Below are 16803 nucleotides of genomic sequence, written 5' to 3'. Positions count from 1 at the left end.
ATTTCCTATGTCCAGGAAATGGGAGGCAGTTCATTATCCCGGGAGAGCCTTCCTTTTGTCTATCAGCTATACGAGAGACTACTTGTCGTTCCTGCACTTCCCGAAGCGCATGCAGACGGCAATGCCGATGAAGGCAATACCCAGAGCAGAGAGTGCCTGGATCGTCGCGATGGAGGCGGTATCGGACATATCCGGGTTCATCTCCTTCCTCTGCTCAGGCTTCTGCTTTGCAGGAGGCTCAGGCGCGGCAGGGGCAGTGTAGCTGTTATCGAAGGAGCAGAGCTCAGCCTTACCGACCTTTTTGCCGGAGGTATCAATCTCGTAGACGAAGACCTTGGGCGTCAGCTTCTCGGAGTTATCATTCCAAAACTGCACCGTCACCTGGTAAATGCGGGAGTCATAGGTCCAGTTCTCGGCGTTTCCTACGGTCTGGGTGACCTTGTAGGAGTACTCGACTGGCTCAGAAGCCGTCACAGCGAAAGAGGCTTTGCCTGCTCCATTGAAGAAGAGCGTGCCTTCGGCCAGTGCCTTGTAACTTGCATCGTTCTGAGGCTTTGCCGTGACAGTGAAGCCAGGAACAGACTCGGCCTTGTCTCCGGAGAGTGTGACCTCGACAGGGATATCGGCTTCAGCCTTGTCGTAAGCGAATGCAGGGACAGCCGTGTCAGCGATAACGGCGCAGATGAGACCCAGAGCTGCCACGAACAAGCTGAATCCGCGAACACCTTTCGTGCGGAACGATCCAACTTTGCTCTGCCTGATCATATCCTTGTGTCCTTCTCTGTTGTAGCCGGGCACTTTGAGTTCCGGCATCCTGTATGACTCATGCCTGCAGATGAGCAAGCACAGAATCGCTAGTCTCCTGCATTGTCCTCGTCGTACCGGTCGACCACCTTGCAGAGCACGATAGTCCTCGCATCCGTCGCATTGGAAGAGCAGGTCGAAAGAGAGATGATCTGAACTTCCGAAGAGAGACTGCCTTGTCGGTAGTGCACAGCCGAACTCTCAGCCTTCTGGACTACCTCCGCCACCTGTCCTGTTTCTGCAGGCGTCCCGAAGATGACCTGATCGTAGGCATTCTCCGTAAGCACCGCATCCACTTCAAGCTCGAGCGTCTCGTGTGGCAGATAGAGCTTGGCCGACTTGTTCGAATCGAAGAAGCTATGATCCAGAAAGAGGTCGAGATCTCCGAACATCTTGTGGGATACCATGTGGTGTCCCATGATGACCTCATAGGGTTCGGTGAAGTTCCGGTCACAGGCAGAGTCTAGGAAGAGAGATCCTGACGCAGAGCTTGCTCCCGTCGCATCCTTGTCGAGGTACTCGAAATCATCCGATCCCTGGACCACCGGATAGTCGATGCCCGTGTTGTCTACCGTGAGCCAGGCAACTACATCGGGATTCATCGCGAGAAGCTCGCCGAAACCATAGCCCCCTGGACGATACTGCGTGAGATCGGTACCTTCTACCACCTGATAGGAATCCCAAAGGGAATATCCTGCAAGGCCCCCAATCAGGAGCAGGACGATGACCATCACCCACGTAACGACATGGTCAAAGATACGGGCAGCACGGGCACCAGCTGTCTGGTGCCCGTACCTTCCATAGCATCCGAAGGTGTCTGCTACCGCACGCATCAATCTTTAGAAGTCCTCGCCGGCATGACGACGACGGGAGATAACGAGGGCTACACCGCCAGCGACAGCAACCATAGCGACCGCAATGAACGGGAGGGTGTTCATCGTAATGCCGGTATCGGAAGCGAAGCCCTTCTTGTTCTTGAAGGCAACAGCGTCACCACCCTTGCTGATGGTACCCTTGCCGATCGGGGCGTTGCCTCCCTTCACATCTGCCAAGGTGACGTTATCTGCCGTCGTATCATCCTCGTCCGTGACATCAGTGCTGTCATAGGACTTTGTATCCGTCTCCGTGACGGTATAGGTAGCGCCGTCAGGGAGGTTGTTCACGACGATATGCTGACCATCCTGCAGAGTGAAGGTATATGTCGTTCCAGCAGTAAGCGTGTCAGAAGTACCATCCGACTTCTTGACAGTGTATTGTCCAGTAGCACCTTTGACATCGAGGGTATAGCTGAAGGTATCTGCGATGTTGGCTGCAGAACCGGAGACGTTCTTGGAGACGGTCAGGTTGTCGTTTGCGGCAGCAGAATTGGTGAAGGATGCGGTTTCGGTCTTGTTGTTGTCCTTGTCATGAACCTTAATGCTCTTGATAACCGGCGTCTTGCTGGTTGGATAGTCATCGGGCCAGGCGACAGTCACGTAGATGTCATACTCAACATCACTATAAGTGATATTGGGGTTAGAGCCTTTCTCCTCCTTCAGATGGAATACATAGGTTCCCGGGGTCGTGAAATCAGTCGTACCAAAGAGATCAGCTGCTGAGAGATTAGCAGTTGCAGAGGTTTTGCCATTAGCATCTTTCTTCCAAGTTGTGGTGACGTCAACTTTCTTGGTACCGAAGTCAGAGAAATCGGTCAGGGTGTTGGTGCCCTGCTGCTGTGTCTTCGCACTATCGAAGGTGAGATCGAAGGTAAACTTCTCGGCATCGTTGAGCTGGGCATTGGAAGCTGCAACCCACGTCTTACTGACGAGGTTGTTGGTAGACGTTACGGTTGTTGCAAACGCAGTTGCTGGCATAAATGCCATGGTTCCTGCGAGCACCGCAGCAGTAGCGATGCTCCCAAACTTCTTCGAGCTGAACTTCATGATGGATCCCTTCCTCTAAGAATTTACCTATATCTCACGGAGCCTGAGGAGCGCTATGAGCTTTCCCCTGACCTCGTTAAGCCCAACCGGACCAAGCTCTCTCGAGTCTTGGGTAGAACTTCTGTCGTCGTTGAGGATGAAGTATTGTCCATCCCTTAGGGCGATCGGGTATTTGAAGGAACCCGAACCTTTCACCGTGGTTCCTTGCGTGACCGAAGCCTGCAGGTTGCCATTGACTAGTAAATCTCCGTCATCGTCAATCTCGACGGTATCTCCTGGCTGTGCAACCACACGTCCGAGCTGAAGGGCTCCTCCGTGCTCGTACACCACCAGATCGTTCGTCTCGAGCGAGTCGAAGATCCTCGTCGTCAGTGCCAGATCCCCATCCCCCGCCGTCGGCCGCATTGCATTTCCTACAACACGGAAGAGCCCGAAGGCTGTGGTGAAGACCAAGTAGAGCGCTCCAATGAAGATCAGGAGCTTGAGCAGGGTACCCGCTACTGACCTCTGCGTCTCGAAGCGACCTCTGCGTTTCTCGATAGCAGCTTTCGTCGGAGCTTGGAGGAGCTCTGAGTGGAAAGCTTCCAACCACGAATCCTTTGCAGATATCTGGCTACGAGAAGTTTCGTATCGTCTGCGGGGGATGGCGTCAGGTGCTACTGTCTGGCTTCTTGGAGAAGAGCCTCGTAGCGGACTTCCTGTTCGCGATAGAGCTGCCGGTACATCTCGTCCAGCCTCCCTATTACGTGCCATACTTCCCGTTCGTCCACCCCCATGAGGCTGTGCCGCCATGTAAGCTGGTCGAGCTTCTGCGCTATGAGCTCCAGGGATAGCTCCTGCGGATCTTGGGGCTCTTGTGCTGTCTGGCCCTGACGCCCAGTGCTTTGCCGTCTACTTCTCCTTTCACTCGCCATGGTTCTTCCTTATGGCCGCTGCTGCGAGCGTTGCTGCACCTGCTACAGCTACACCGAGAAGCACACCTTGAGATGCAGTGAAGATATCAAGACCAGTGTCAGGAACAATCTCAGCCTGGTTCGTGTAGACCACATCAGTGGTCCCGCCATCTGTAACCGTCGCATTGACAGTCTTGGGTTCATCCCTGGTAAAGGTCGTAGTGGTATCGCCGACCTTCGCGGTCGTCGTTGTCTTAGCATTAGGAGTAGTGGATGTCTCCGTAATGACAATGGTCGTGTCAGCAGGAACGTTGGTCAGCGTGATAGTCTCGTCATTCGACAGTTCAACTTCAGCTTTACCAGTTCCATCGAATGCAATAGTCTTGTCCTCGCTTGTGAATGTCTTGTTCTCGAGGCCAGCACAATTCAACTCAAACTTAAACGAATCACTTGTGTTAGCAGCATTACCCTTAGTCATCTTCTTGAGAGTTAGTGTGCCCGTCCTGTAGATATTGGTGATTGCCTGAGTACCAGTCTGTGCGGTAAGACCAGTAAGCTTCACTGCATTAGGAAGACCCTGCGCCCACGCATCAGTCGTATTCTCAGTCACGCTATAGGTGTTGCCACCAGGACCAGCAGAGACATTGACAGTCGATGTCCAATTGTTCGCTGCATTCAGCGTGACAGTTCTGTAAGTATAGTTGGTCTCACCCTTAGCATTCGTCTGCTTAACGGTAACTACAAGGGCATCTGGAAGAAGAGATGAATCAGCATCAGTGCCATCGCTGTTCTTCCAGCTCTTGGAGACAGTGAGCTTGGAGACTGGAACCGTCACCTGCGGGTTGTCATACTCGAGGGTCTCTTGATCGGAGTACTTTGGTTCCTGACCAGTCACCCTCGTAATCTTTCTGTATGAGAGCGTGCCAGTACTATTCGTATAGACCTTGAAGATATCTTCAGCGTTTGCTGCGTCGTCATACGCCTTCTGGTTCAGCTTTACATTGAAGCTCACGGCATAGGTAACACCCTTCTCAAGCTCAATGCTCCCGAGATCCCAGCTCACCTTGCCATCTGTAAAAGATGCGGAAGGAATGGGAGACGTCGGCGTATAGTCAACGCCATTCTTCTTGTAGCTGTAGGTGAATTCGGGGACCGATGCGTTTGTCGGCAGGGCGTAATCCACATACGTTGAGTTAAGAGTGTCCTCAATCTTCACGTTCGTATAGGAAATATTGGTCGTAATGGTGTTGGCGATATTCTGAAAGGCCTGATTCAGGGAAGTCTGATCGCTTGCACTGTAGTAGTTGCCCGCCTGTCCCGCATCAGAAGCAAGCTGCTGCATCCTCGAGACGTTGCCGAAAACGCCAACAGAGAACAGAATCTTGTCTGCGTCAGTAATCGAGGATGCTACCTGTGATGCATAGTAGTAGTTCTTCCCATTGTCGTCAGAGTTGCCCGATCCATAGTAGGTATGGCTGCCGGAGGTACTCTCACGATCTTCGCGGTAATCGGTATAACCACCAAGAGTATTTCTGAATGTCGGATTGCCGTCAGAGACGAAGATGATGTAAGTATGGCTTGCATCACGCGTTTGCATGCTATTGGCAACTGTCAGGGCATCTTCCCAGTTGGTTCCGCCAGTTGCGCTCAGTCCATCAACAGTATCCTGGAAATCGTCAAGATCGGTAGTAAATTCTTTATTCACAGTTGCATAATCGCTAAAGGTGACAAGCGAAAGACGAACGGCGTCTGGATTATCGATGGTATTGTTCGACAGCAGTTCATCGGCAAGAGAGTTAACTGCACTCTTCGCAACTGACAGGCGCGACGGTCTGGTATAGTAATCACCCCACTGACCGTAGTTCATAGAACGCGAGAGATCCATGACAACAATGACATCAGCATGTGTAGTCGTTGAGCTCTGGACAGAGTTACCGGTCACGCTGAGCGTGATCTTATAGGTACCATCACCATTATCCGTGACAGTCTTCTCATGAGTCGGAGCCGTAAGGTCTGTCGTTGAGGCATTCTCAGCAAACGCTGTCACAGGCGAGACGAACAGACCTACTGCCACGATGATGGCGACAGCAGCCATAAGTGCCTTCTGAACGAGATGCAATGCTGGATGTGTCCATTCAAGCGTCTTCTTCATGAGCAGCCTCATATGCTTTCGTTATTGCCTGTGTGTGGACCGAACTGGAACTACTTCTAACAGTAAACTGTTTCTTGAAAGCCACTTTGGCCCGAATGACTTCTCAAAGCGGATTAAAAGAACCCGAATGAATCAATGCTTTCAGATAACCTTTAAACCCGTTTTCCGCAGCTTTTCTGCCAGAAATAGGCCATCTGCCTGCAGAAATATCTCTGTGCAGATGAATTTTCCCCGACGGCACCCTTGCCCAAAAGATCTGCCTTGCCTTCCTGTAGAGCACCTTGATGTCCGAGGCGCGCATCCATTTCCTCGGAGCCTCCTCGCTTGCGAGAACGAAGATTTCGTCGGTGAACCCTGTCAATATAATGGACAGCGGAATCGTTGTATTCGGCAGAGAGCTCGTCTACGAACCTGAACCATACAGGATGTCTCGTTTGTTTCTGCCTACTACTCATGGTGACCCATTTCTGCCTAGATGCCGCCAGCCCAAACTCAGCGAGTTGCTGTTCCTATTTGCGTATATTGCGAACGCACATTTCCTTGTTGAGATGCCCTGAGTCTACCCCCCCCCCCCCCCCCCCCCGAAAACGCAAGCTAAATCTCGCATATTGAGGGAGAAATTTTTTGATCACATGGCAACGGGCTTTCAAGGAGATAGGGGTTTTGTATATGATCGATAGCAAGTTCACGAAGGAAGAGTGTATGAGACACTAGCGGGAAGGTGAGAGGTCAGGTGGGGATCTCTACCTTCCTTGCCAGCTACAAGCGCATCGAGTGGGCGATCTAGCGCTGGAAGAAAGCCAGCATGAAGGGCACCCTCACGAAGATGGATACACCCCAGGCCAGGCACCGCGACAAGGTAAAGACCATCAGGCAGAAGAAGTAGGACGTCGTGACAAGGCAGAGGACCTCCATGCCGCGTGAGAAGGCCGAGAGGAAGGCCCTTTAAGGCGCAGGTGAAGGCTTTAGAGGCTCTTGACACACCGGCGAGCAGGACCCGTTCTTTAACGTGAGCGCAGCCTATAAGGCGCTCGAGGTCTCGAGGCGCGGCTACTTACGAGTGGGTGGTCACAGCCCTGAAGCGGGCCGAGCGCGAGGATGGCGACCTCACAGCGAAAAAGCAGGTGCAGGCGGCCTTCTCCGCCCATGGCTTCAGGAAGGGCTCGCGCCAGATCACCGACAGCCTTGTTCCGAGCAAAAGGTCAGGATGAGGTGCAAGAAGGTGCAGAGCATCATGGGCAAGTTCAGCATCGTGTGGAGCAGGAAGCGCAGGAGGCCCTACCACCCGATCGGGCAGGACAGCAAGCCCCAGGTAGCACCCAGTGCCGTGGACAGAAACTTCAGGAGCGAAGATCCCTTGAAGGTCGCCTCTACCGACAAACACCTACCTCCTATACAGGGACGAGAGCTCCCTCTACATGTCCGACATCCTTAACTGTAAGAGCGATCGTTCTTCTTGCCTACAAGTGCTTAACCTCGATGGAGGAGAAGCTGGTGTTCGATACATACCGATCAATTCAAAAGGTTCGAGCTTCCCGACGACATCTGGGCATACTCAAACCAGGGCGTCCACTATACCGCAAGGGCCTACAGCGACAAGCTCAGGCAGCTTGGGGCCCGCCAGTCGATATCGAGGCGGACATTGCTGGGACAGTGCCTGCATCGAGAGCTTCTGGGAGCAGATGGGAGAGACAGCCCATCTCCTGACAGAGAAGATCATGGAAAGGGTCGACAAATACGTCAGCTACCACAACAATCTCGGGAGACAGGGACGCCTGGGCTGGCTGACCCCTTTAGAGTATGCAGGAAGGCTCACTGCCTATCTGTGCAGAGTTCAGGGTCCACCTCAGTCAGGGCAGGATCGCTCGTCTACTCGAAGCCGTACGTGAACCTCGATCCCGTTTGCATGCACGCCATGCTCGGAGCAGTTCATGCGCGCAGGGCGGTATTCGATCCAGCATTTCGCCCTGCCGAGGTCCATGACGCGCCAGCGCCGCGGCTCTATATGGACATGGCAGGCGCATCTCCTGCCACATACGGGGCAGCGCAGCGCCTCCTTACTGTACGGCCTCGCGAAGACCACGATGCCACATCCCCCCATGCGGGCCCCGGTCACGACCATCTTCACCTCAGTGCCCAGCGTAGAATCTGCTCCATGCGCAGTCCTTTCTGCGGTCCGAGATACTTTTGGTGAAGTCGAATCTAGGTCGTGAAGCACAAACCTTGCCGAACTCCTCTCGCTTTAAGGCTATGGCGGAATTTCGCAAGTGTCGTCGCATCTGGTACCTGCTCAGACATGAGGTCTACGTGCACAGAAGCGCTGATAGGACCGACAATCCAGGATAGCATCTTTAAGTCCCCTCGTCTTAAGAGAGCAAACATTACCTGCAGCAGATACATCCTAAGCTTCGCCTTTGCAGCACGCACATGCCTGACAGGAGCCTGTCAGTGGTAGCTGGTATCTACCAGAACAATCCAGCTATCCCACACAACGATTGTATCCACCCGCTCCAGGAATGCCTCTCGCCTGATCTTTCTCTTCAGACCTTAGGATGTAAGGTCCTAAAAGCTCATCAGGCTATCCATATCTGCCTTTTGGATATGCTGGAATGTGTGGATGTAGCTATACCATATCCAGAAGACAGATAGGCATCTATGTGGATATGGGCACTGTGTGGTTCGAGACATTTTAAGCCGATGTCATACAGCGTACAGCCCCAGCGGCCTCATCGAGGCGAATTAATCATCGTTTCCCTAGAGGAAAAAAGCGCTGGCAACCCCTCGCGGAGTCGCCCTTCCCATATCTGAATACTTTCTGTACCGTAGCTGGCGTTATGCCGAATAGGTACCCACATGAACTACCGAAGAGTTTTTTCATACGGCATACGGTGGAATTCGGCAGAGGTGTGAAACACTGCATGCTCAGGTCTCTTTGAGCGTCTGCCACACCAGAGTTGAGATACCAGGCCTCTCCTCAGAACAGGCTACTGTGCACGAGAGCGGCCCAATAGAAAGGCCCGCATTGTGGTCTCTCCAGCATTGGGGATCTCAATCGCCACACGTTTCATGCAATCTTCCAACGTACAGGGACCTTCAACCGTCGTGAGCACACAGTCGATCCCCGCACTGTAGACAGAAGAGAGGTCATCTTCTCTACCTCCCACCACAGCTATCACGGGAAGGTTATGCTTCTTTGCACGCTTAGCTACTCCGATCGGCGCTTTTCCTTTGACTGATTGGTTGTCCATATGGCCTTCACCGGTGACGACAAGATCGACAGTATCCATCTTCGATTCGATGCCGATCAGGTCAAGGATCGTGTCAATACCGGACACGATACGAGCGCCGCAAAATACATGCAGGCCTGCGCCTAAGCCACCCGCAGCACCGGCACCGGGAACATCAGTCGATACGCCTGTCAGTTCCTGTTCGATGAGGCGGGCATACGAAGCCATCCACACGTCTACCTCATGCAGCTCTTCCGGTGCAATCCCCTTCTGTGGACCGTACACGAAGACAGCTCCCTCCGAACCAGTGAGGGGATTGGTGACATCACTGAGTGCGGTAAACTCACTTTCCCGGATACGGGGATCTAATCCGGAAGTATCAATCTGGCGCAGATCCTTAAGCCCTCTGAGACCGGGCCGGATCGGTTGTCCTTCAGCATCGAGGAACTTTACGCCTAAGGCTTGTGCCATTCCCCATCCGCCGTCACTTGTCGCGCTGCCGCCAAGTCCAATAAGGAACTTTCTTGCCCCCTGTTCAAGTGCTGCTTCGATCAGCTCACCGGTACCATAGGTAGAAGCTTTAAGCGCATTCTCATTCGATTTAGGCATCAGAGTTATTCCCGAAGCCTGCGCCATCTCGATCACCGCAGTCTTCCCGTCACCCAGAAGCGCATAGGGAGCCTGAACGGAATCGCCCAGCGGTCCGTGCACCTTCTCGGTATAGCGTGTCCCCTTACAGGCGGTGAGCAGGGCTTCCAACGTCCCTTCTCCCCCATCGGCAATCAGGTATTTGAGAATATGGGCTTGGGGCACAACCCGGCGGATTCCCTCTTCGAGGTAGTCTTCCACCTCACGGCTCATCGCAGAGCCTTTGAAGGAATCCGAAGCAAGCAAGACCGTATAGTTCCTCATTGCCCATCCACCTGTCTTGTGTAACAAGAGTTTCTTTATGCCAGTATAGATACAGAAAGCCCCACCCCTCAACAACACTGAGAGATGGGACCTTATGCGCCCTATGTCAGCATCTCTATTGCTGCATCATGCTCATCGAGTCAGTAACCGTATTGATGATCTGCGTACCGGCATTCGCTTGACTTCTCGGCCAGGTGAACTCAATTGCCATCAACCGACTATTGTTCACATACTCACGGATGTAGTATCCGGTATCCCCCTGCCAGTAACTGACCACGAACCAGTTATTGAGCGTCGAGATATAGGTATAGGTGATCTGGTGCCCGACCTGCGCCTGATCAAACAACCCCTCCAGCGTCGATCCATCGGTATTGGGTCTCACCCAAGCGTCAATCTGCATCGAGGTGGTCGGGTCTGTCATGGTCAATCCCGTCTTGTCTGAATTGACCTCAGAGGTCATACCGGTCGGCAAGGTTGCGCTGAAACCATAGTTTGCGATGGAGAGCGCTCCGGTGTTCGTGTCGTAGGTCACGTCGTCGGTCGAAGCCGGCTGATCGGTTTCTTGCTGATCGGTCGTATCATCAGTGCTTGCGGCATTATCCTGGGATGTCGCATCCTGCTCTTGGGTCTGTTCCTCTGTCTGGGAAGCCCCATTCATATTCTGATAAACATAGACGCTGACACCGATCGCAACGACCGCCACAATGCAGATAATTGCGATAATACGGTTGCGGTACTGATAGAGATGGGTACGGGCTTGGCCGTAGCGGTCAACGTCGTCGTAATATCCGGCACCGGGCTCGCCTTCGTGGACCGCGCCCTCCGCAAGCCGTGCGTGCTCGTCGAGCGTTGAGTTCTCCGGAGCAGCACTGATTGGACGGTTGGCCGCATCCCGATTGATCATGGCAGGACGGCGCGCAACGTTGTGCTCTACATCCCGTTCCTGCTGTTTGTAGCCCACTTCGTTCATGTTGGCTTCATAGTCAGCACGGGAGACTGCCGTAGTGTACGTCCTTTGGGCATGCTTTCCGCTGCCTTCACGATGCTTGTGCCGGCGGGCGTAACGTTTGTCGATCGACTGGTGCGATTCAATCGGCACCTGCAGAATCGGCGTAGCGCCATGGGCCAACGAGGGGTTGACGGTCGGAACCGGCTGTTGCCCTACTCCGTTATAGGGAAGCGGCGGGCGCACCACCGTATGCTCCATCGCCTCAGGTGTCCCTGCTGCATTGTGACCCAACTGATCTGCCGTCATCGGCTGATCGTTGGGGGAAGGGACCTGCGCGGAGCTCGGGGTACGGGGACGACGGTGCGTAAGGGCACGCAGGCGGGGCGACTGAGAGCCGTCTGACATATGCACATGCTTTGGCTCCGATGCCTCCTCGGCACCTTCATCTTTCTCATCTACGTTTTCTATGTTCTCACCAGTATCTTCAGACGCCGGCTGCCCCTGCTTCTCAGCTTGAGGTACAGGCTCTGCCCCCGGTTCTGCTGCAGGCTCTTCCGGTGAAGCCTCTGCATTATCGGATTCCGCTGGCTCGGGAGTTGAGGAATCCGCAGCGCTGGTTCCAGGCTCTGCGTTGTCCTCTGCCGGCTCGGTATCAGCTGGCTCGTTCTCTCCAGCATCCTGAGGAGTATCTTCCGCCTTCACCTCATCGATCTGTGAAGGCTCCTCGGGTACCGCTTCAGCGTCCTCTTTCGGTTTTGTATCGTCAGGCGTCTGAGCCTGTCCTTCCTCTGACTGACCCATCGTTTGAGGCAAGGGATTTCGCTCTATGCGTGCTCCACAGGAAGGACAAAACTTTGAATCGTCAGGAATTGAGGCACCGCAATGCGGACAAAGCATGTGGTCGCTCCTCCAATCCTCTCTGCCCAGTATGTATCTGTTGTAGAATACACCACACTTATATATTTCGATGGTGCGCCTATCTGCCTTCCCATATTCTACACGCTCAAAACCTGCTCAAACGTTTTTGCCGCCGAGCTACAAAAAAGTACACGAACTTTTACTTACTCTTAATCAAGCAGCGGTTCTGAGACTAACGGTGTATACGTGAGCACGTTGTCAACCCGATGGGAAAGCATCAAGTACAGGTGCGTGTGCGTACTTTGATCAGGCTTTAGCACTGCTGAAATCCGCTGTTTCAGCTCCTCGACGCTCTGATCCTTCTTCAGTCTGACACTCCGAGCGAGAGTGATGTGTGGCACAAAGGGCCGCTGTTCCAACACAAATCCACGCTGGGTGAGTTCCTCGGTAAGGTGACTCTGCAGATGTTTCAGATTCTCGTTCTTCTCAAGGCCTTCCCAGACGATCAGTTGATGGTGACAGGGAAAGACACCAGGTTCTCCCAGCGTACTCTTCACGGTGTGGCACTGCGCGGCCGTCGCTTTGAGCGCCTCACATGCCCGGTTATATCCCTGCTCATCCTGCATCCCCAAGAAGGCAAGCGTCAGATGCAGATTCTGTGGAAGCATCGGACGGGCTTTGTCCGCAAAAGCTACGACGGTATCTTCCGCCTTAACTAAGGTCTGCCGTGTCGTCTCAGGAAAACGCAACGCGATAAAGAGTCGACGCTTCGGTACGGGTTCATCCATGTGAGTCACCCTCCCTCGCTATAGAATATTACAAGTATGCCTTGCCGCTGATCTTTTCAGTGACCATGACAACTATCCTTCTAGCTTCCCTTCAACCCAGATTCTTCTGAGCTGGCTCTATTATCCTCCGTTACCACAAAAGCTCAGCTCATACACAATGACCTGTCATTTTGACGGACGGCAAAAGATCAACAGATGCTGCATTGAGCGCCAATGGTCGATCGCATAACCACGCTCAGTAAAATTGATAGACTCTTTTAGATCCTCAAGCTAATTCTCTGCGCACCACCACACGAAGGTTCCGAGGGCAGCCTCCGCTTCAGTTGCCTTTTGGATGAACTTCCCATCCGCTCTGATTTCCCCAAAGAGGCAGACGATAAGGGGAGTGCCATACTTCCTTGCAAACGACCACACAGCCTTTGAATATTCTTATGATGGCAGACCGACGATAAGGTCAATGTGGCGGGCCAGCGCAGGCGCTCTCCCCAATACCCATAGGGGATCTCGGACATTTTTCCGGATCTAGGCTGCATATGCGCAGCTAAGGTCCCTCCTGTGCTCCCTGAGCGTCCTCCACCCACAAGTCACGCTTGAGCTTAGCCAAACGATACCACTCGATGTAGCTGTCAAGACAGCTCTTGAACTCCTCGAACATGCTGTCCGTCCAGTCCATGCCGGAAAAGAAGCCGCCCTTGGGCGTGCCGAAGAAGCCTTCTAATGCGTCGCATGCGATTATGTGCTGAACGGGTGCCGGACAGCAGGCGGGGAAGTTTGACCATCCGGCGTCCAGCATATAACGTGTTTCTCTGAAGGGATTCAAGGAAGTCGAGGATATCCCCCTGCGCTCTGTAGCGCCTGCACCCGGATTCCTGCCGGCTGTGGCAAGGCCCTTCGTCAGCGCATCCTCCTCATATATTCTTTCTGCCACTTCTCGCGCAGTGGCCGCGCTCTTTTCCTGTAGACGCGAGTATGGGATAAAGGGCGTGCATGGGACGCAGGGCACTTGGCATGTTCTGCTGGAGTTTGGCTCGAGCAGAAGCTGGTGCCTTTGGCCCGCAGCTGGACGCGAATTAGGCAAGATGTCGTTAGGCGATGGATGTCCCATGAGGTTGCGCCTGCAAAGACCAGAGGAAAACCTTAGCCCCTCAGTCAAGTAAGAGGTAGGAGGTAGCTGCATGGTCTACATCGGCATAGACATCGCTAAGCGCTTCTATGTGCTGTCAGCCGTGGGTGAGGATGGAGGGACCCTCATCGAGTCACTCAGATTTGCCAACACCGCCGGCAGGCTTCAAAAAGCTGCTCGATCGGCTGAAGAAGGCCGGTATCGGTCCAGAGGGCAGCCTGTCTAGTATTGAGGCCACAGGGCACTACTGGGTTGTCCTGTTTAACTTCATGGCCGCTCATGGCTATGACGCTGCGCACGGTCAAGACCGATGCGATCGGCGCAGCCCATGATCGCAGAGCTTATGCGCTACAAGCGCTATGAGCCCTGCGCACTGAGCGAGCGGGGAGCTGCTCGCGCTTGGCGCGCTACTGCACCTCGCTCGTCGAAGCGCTCGACTATGCTCAAAAACCGCACCACAGCCATCCTCGATGGCCTGTTCAGCGGCTCGTTTAGGCCCGCCAAGCGGACGCTGCTCGAACAATGTGCCACGCCGCAGCAGACACACTTAAGCGACAGGTGCACGCTCGAGTGCACACTGAAGGAAGCTTTCTGCTCCAACTGCGGCCAAAAGAAGGCCGAGGAGCTGAAGGCCGCCACGAAAGCGTCGGTTGCAGTCGGCTTCGGTTCAAAGACGCTCACCTTCGAGCTCAGACTCTTCCATAAGGAGTCTGAGCTCGTCTGCAGCCAGATCGACGAGGTGGAATTTGAACTTACCCGCTTGCTCGACAAGGCAAGCGGTAGGTGGCTGCTCAGCGTCCCTGGCATCTGAATCGCGCTGGCCTTAATTATCGCAGGCGAGATTGGAGACGATAAGCGCTTCGATGGTGCCTACCAGCTCATGGCCTATGTTGGCATGGACCCTACCAAAAGTAAGTCCGGTAAGAGTGTGGCATCGGGTAAAAGCCATGTCCAAGCGCGCTGCGGCAGATCTCAGGTGGGCCCTCATGCAGGCTACAGACTGTGTGCGCAGATACGACCCATAACTTCGGCGACTACTACGCCAACAGGGAAGGCGAAGACAAAAAAAGCACCACTGCCTAGCCCTCGCAGGTGTTGCTTGCAAGCTCATGGGCGTGTGTCTAGCCCTCATGAAGGAGCAGCGCCCCTGGGCACCATCAACCCGAACATCTTCAGGAGGGCGGCAAGTAGCCTTTTCTACATCTGAATCGCGCTTGTGCTCCCAGCGGGGCGCGCGTCAGTATGTCTGCTCTTTATCCCATATTCACTTCTCAAGGTTCCTATCGAAAATCTTGGGTTTACCCCTTGACTTTAAATAACAGGTATTCCTGAGGATGCAGTCCCGACAGGGAAGACGTTACAGCGTTATGCGCTCATTAGAGCATGGACATGCCCCTTTGCCTGCTGTCCGGCGCCCGTTCAGCGCATAATCGCATGTGGTGCATTAGATGATATCTTCGGTAGACTCAAGCATGAATTCTTTTACTACCTGGATTGGAGCCACACCATACGCAACGAATTTATGAATCAGTTTAGTGGCTACATCACGTAGTATTGCAACGAAAGACCAAAGGAATCACTCAGCCGGATGAGTCCTTTGGAATAGCGCCTGTCACTGGGTCTAGCGACCTAGATTCTCCAACTTTTTGGGTCCGCCTCCTATCCAATGAGAACCCTATACTGAAGAACAGTGTCTTTTAATCATCCGTCCTTCAGTATAGAGGGCTTGAAAGGATAGCCATGTTCAACGTTGTGCTCGTAGAACCGGAGATCCCCGCTAATACGGGGAATATCGGCCGTACCTGTGTTTTAGCAGGTGCACGACTCCACCTGGCTGGACCTTTAGGCTTTTCCCTTCAAGAAAAAGCGCTGCGGCGTGCCGGCCTCGCCTACTGGGAAAGCTTGAATCTGGCCGTCTATAATGACTGGGATGAATTCGTACAGAAGAACCCAGTCGTGGAACAGGCACTGCAGGAGAATACCGCCACTACTGCGCAGGATGTTGAGGATATACATGTCCACTTACTGACTAAGGCGGGCAAGCGTGTGTATTCCTCTTCCACCTATCACGAGGGGGACTACCTGATCTTCGGTAAAGAGAGTGCCGGGCTTTCGAGAGACTTGCTTTCAGCGCATCCCTCCCTGTGTGAGCGCATCCCAATGCGTGGGGACGATGCGCTCAAGAATGCGGATACGTGGCATGAGACCTTCGACAATCTCCACCCTGATCTCCAACGTGATATCGCAGGCAACTTCGTAGATCCCCGAGCGAGTGTCGTCACGTCCCTCAACCTCTCCAACTCTGCCGCAATCGTGCTCTACGAAGCGCTGAGGCAGACTGGTTTCCAGGGGTGCGACATACAACTCTACAATTGAGGGTACAGAGAAAGCAAAGTGGGGTATCTACACCACACCGGCACAGGGGGAAAGGAGTACGATGGCAGAGCGACACACGAGTATGGGAACTCCCCTTTGTCCCTACCAGTCCTGCTCGTACCGTGCCACCGGTGACTGTTGCATGAACCACATCCGACTTTTCTCCCATCTGGACAGCGGAGCTAAGCGTGAGCTGATGCGCTGCGCCCACCAGAGCGACTACCCCAAAGGCTCCGTGATCGTGCATGAGAGCGATCCGATCGAGTCGATCTTCATCATCCGAAAGGGCCGCATCAAGACCTACCGCCTAAGCGAAGACGGCGAAGAATACATCCTCGATATCCTACACGACGGACAGGCTCTATGGCACGGAATGTTTTTACAGGATCACACCTACCACTACAGCGCTGCCTGCCTGACTGAGGTCAGTGTGTGCAGCATCCGCAGAACGGACTTTGAGTCATTCATCTCCGCACATCCCGAGGTCGCGATGCACCTCGTCGAGACGCTGAGCACCGAGCTCGACGATGCGGAGGAAAAGATCACGATCTTAAGCATCCACTCCCCCAAGAGCCGCCTAGCGCGCTATCTGCTCCACAGAAATGACCGTTGTCTCCACCAGGAGATCCATCTGAGGCTCGATGAGATCGCTGCCTCAGTCAACCTACGCCCTGAGACCGTCTCCCGTATCCTCTCCGCCTTTGAGAAGGATGGGTTAGTCAAACGCATCGGACGCGGGCATCTGAAAGTGATCAACCGAGCTGCCTTAGCCCAAGTCAGCAAAGAATAATTTTTCGTT

18 protein-coding genes and 1 pseudogene are annotated in these 16803 nt (G+C 53.8%); 7 read left to right on the top strand and 12 right to left on the bottom strand.

Annotated features, from left to right (window positions below):
* Positions 1–78 precede the first annotated feature (78 nt).
* From J4859_RS05455 to lepB, 4 genes are read right to left on the bottom strand one after another with little or no spacing between them, the layout of a single operon-like run.
* Positions 79–813: a Spy0128 family protein gene (locus tag J4859_RS05455; protein ID WP_212333904.1), complete on the bottom strand. Its 735-nt coding sequence runs from the start codon at positions 811–813 to the stop codon at positions 79–81.
* 41 nt (positions 814–854) lie between these two features.
* Positions 855–1637, bottom strand: a complete 783-nt coding sequence (locus J4859_RS05450; RefSeq protein ID WP_212333901.1) for a class B sortase — start codon at positions 1635–1637, stop codon at positions 855–857.
* A gap of 6 nt (positions 1638–1643) precedes the next feature.
* Positions 1644–2726: a Spy0128 family protein gene (locus J4859_RS05445; protein WP_212333899.1), complete on the bottom strand. Its 1083-nt coding sequence runs from the start codon at positions 2724–2726 to the stop codon at positions 1644–1646.
* A 27-nt stretch (positions 2727–2753) separates the two neighbouring features.
* Complete coding sequence (gene lepB, locus J4859_RS05440; RefSeq protein ID WP_212333896.1) at positions 2754–3314, bottom strand: signal peptidase I; 561 nt, start codon at positions 3312–3314, stop codon at positions 2754–2756.
* Positions 3315–3397: 83 nt separating this feature from the next.
* Between lepB and J4859_RS05435 the strand changes: the two genes are divergently transcribed.
* Complete coding sequence (locus J4859_RS05435) at positions 3398–3559, top strand: hypothetical protein (RefSeq protein WP_212333894.1); 162 nt, start codon at positions 3398–3400, stop codon at positions 3557–3559.
* A 70-nt stretch (positions 3560–3629) separates the two neighbouring features.
* On the opposite strand, the gene J4859_RS05430 is transcribed toward J4859_RS05435, so the two are convergent.
* Complete coding sequence (locus J4859_RS05430; protein WP_212333891.1) at positions 3630–5771, bottom strand: VWA domain-containing protein; 2142 nt, start codon at positions 5769–5771, stop codon at positions 3630–3632.
* Between the two features lie 103 nt (positions 5772–5874).
* Positions 5875–6072 (bottom strand): hypothetical protein, encoded by a 198-nt coding sequence (locus tag J4859_RS05425; RefSeq protein WP_212333875.1) that lies wholly within the window; start codon positions 6070–6072, stop codon positions 5875–5877.
* A 906-nt stretch (positions 6073–6978) separates the two neighbouring features.
* Here J4859_RS05425 and J4859_RS05420 point away from each other — a divergent pair.
* A complete protein-coding gene (locus J4859_RS05420) occupies positions 6979–7206 on the top strand; it encodes a hypothetical protein (protein ID WP_212333873.1) in 228 nt (75 codons plus the stop codon).
* A gap of 411 nt (positions 7207–7617) precedes the next feature.
* Here J4859_RS05420 and J4859_RS05415 read toward each other — a convergent pair whose 3' ends face one another.
* The 6 genes and pseudogenes from J4859_RS05415 to J4859_RS05395 form a co-directional block, all read right to left on the bottom strand.
* Positions 7618–7893, bottom strand: a complete 276-nt coding sequence (locus J4859_RS05415) for a hypothetical protein (RefSeq protein ID WP_212333870.1) — start codon at positions 7891–7893, stop codon at positions 7618–7620.
* Between the two features lie 862 nt (positions 7894–8755).
* Positions 8756–9910: a glycerate kinase gene (locus J4859_RS05410; protein ID WP_212333868.1), complete on the bottom strand. Its 1155-nt coding sequence runs from the start codon at positions 9908–9910 to the stop codon at positions 8756–8758.
* A gap of 115 nt (positions 9911–10025) precedes the next feature.
* A complete protein-coding gene (locus J4859_RS05405; protein WP_249113764.1) occupies positions 10026–11660 on the bottom strand; it encodes a hypothetical protein in 1635 nt (544 codons plus the stop codon).
* 30 nt (positions 11661–11690) lie between these two features.
* A pseudogene (locus tag J4859_RS17575) lies at positions 11691–11756 on the bottom strand (zinc-ribbon domain-containing protein); the annotation flags it as partial.
* Positions 11757–11926: 170 nt separating this feature from the next.
* Positions 11927–12505 (bottom strand): RNA 2',3'-cyclic phosphodiesterase, encoded by a 579-nt coding sequence (thpR, locus tag J4859_RS05400; protein ID WP_212333862.1) that lies wholly within the window; start codon positions 12503–12505, stop codon positions 11927–11929.
* Positions 12506–13046: 541 nt separating this feature from the next.
* Positions 13047–13433 (bottom strand): hypothetical protein, encoded by a 387-nt coding sequence (locus J4859_RS05395; protein ID WP_212333859.1) that lies wholly within the window; start codon positions 13431–13433, stop codon positions 13047–13049.
* Positions 13434–13680: 247 nt separating this feature from the next.
* Here J4859_RS05395 and J4859_RS05390 point away from each other — a divergent pair, with 247 nt between their 5' ends.
* The 5 genes from J4859_RS05390 (at position 13681) to J4859_RS05370 (ending at position 16794) form a co-directional block, all read left to right on the top strand.
* On the top strand, positions 13681–13854 hold the full coding sequence (locus J4859_RS05390) for a hypothetical protein (RefSeq protein ID WP_212333856.1): 174 nt from the start codon (positions 13681–13683) through the stop codon (positions 13852–13854).
* Positions 13855–13956: 102 nt separating this feature from the next.
* Positions 13957–14439, top strand: a complete 483-nt coding sequence (locus J4859_RS05385; protein ID WP_212333853.1) for a hypothetical protein — start codon at positions 13957–13959, stop codon at positions 14437–14439.
* Positions 14440–14835: a transposase gene (locus J4859_RS17570; RefSeq protein WP_212335148.1), complete on the top strand. Its 396-nt coding sequence runs from the start codon at positions 14440–14442 to the stop codon at positions 14833–14835. It abuts the gene before it with no gap.
* Positions 14836–15368: 533 nt separating this feature from the next.
* Entirely contained in the window at positions 15369–16004 is a 636-nt protein-coding gene (locus J4859_RS05375; protein ID WP_212333850.1) for a tRNA (cytidine(34)-2'-O)-methyltransferase, read from the top strand.
* An 82-nt stretch (positions 16005–16086) separates the two neighbouring features.
* A complete protein-coding gene (locus tag J4859_RS05370) occupies positions 16087–16794 on the top strand; it encodes a Crp/Fnr family transcriptional regulator (RefSeq protein ID WP_212333847.1) in 708 nt (235 codons plus the stop codon).
* Positions 16795–16803: the final 9 nt, after the last annotated feature.

Origin of the sequence: Atopobium sp. oral taxon 416 (assembly GCF_018128285.1) — a bacterium.
Classification (GTDB): domain Bacteria; phylum Actinomycetota; class Coriobacteriia; order Coriobacteriales; family Atopobiaceae; genus Olsenella_L.
Note: the sequence above shows the minus strand (reverse complement) of the source record. Positions and strands in the feature narration are given on the sequence as shown.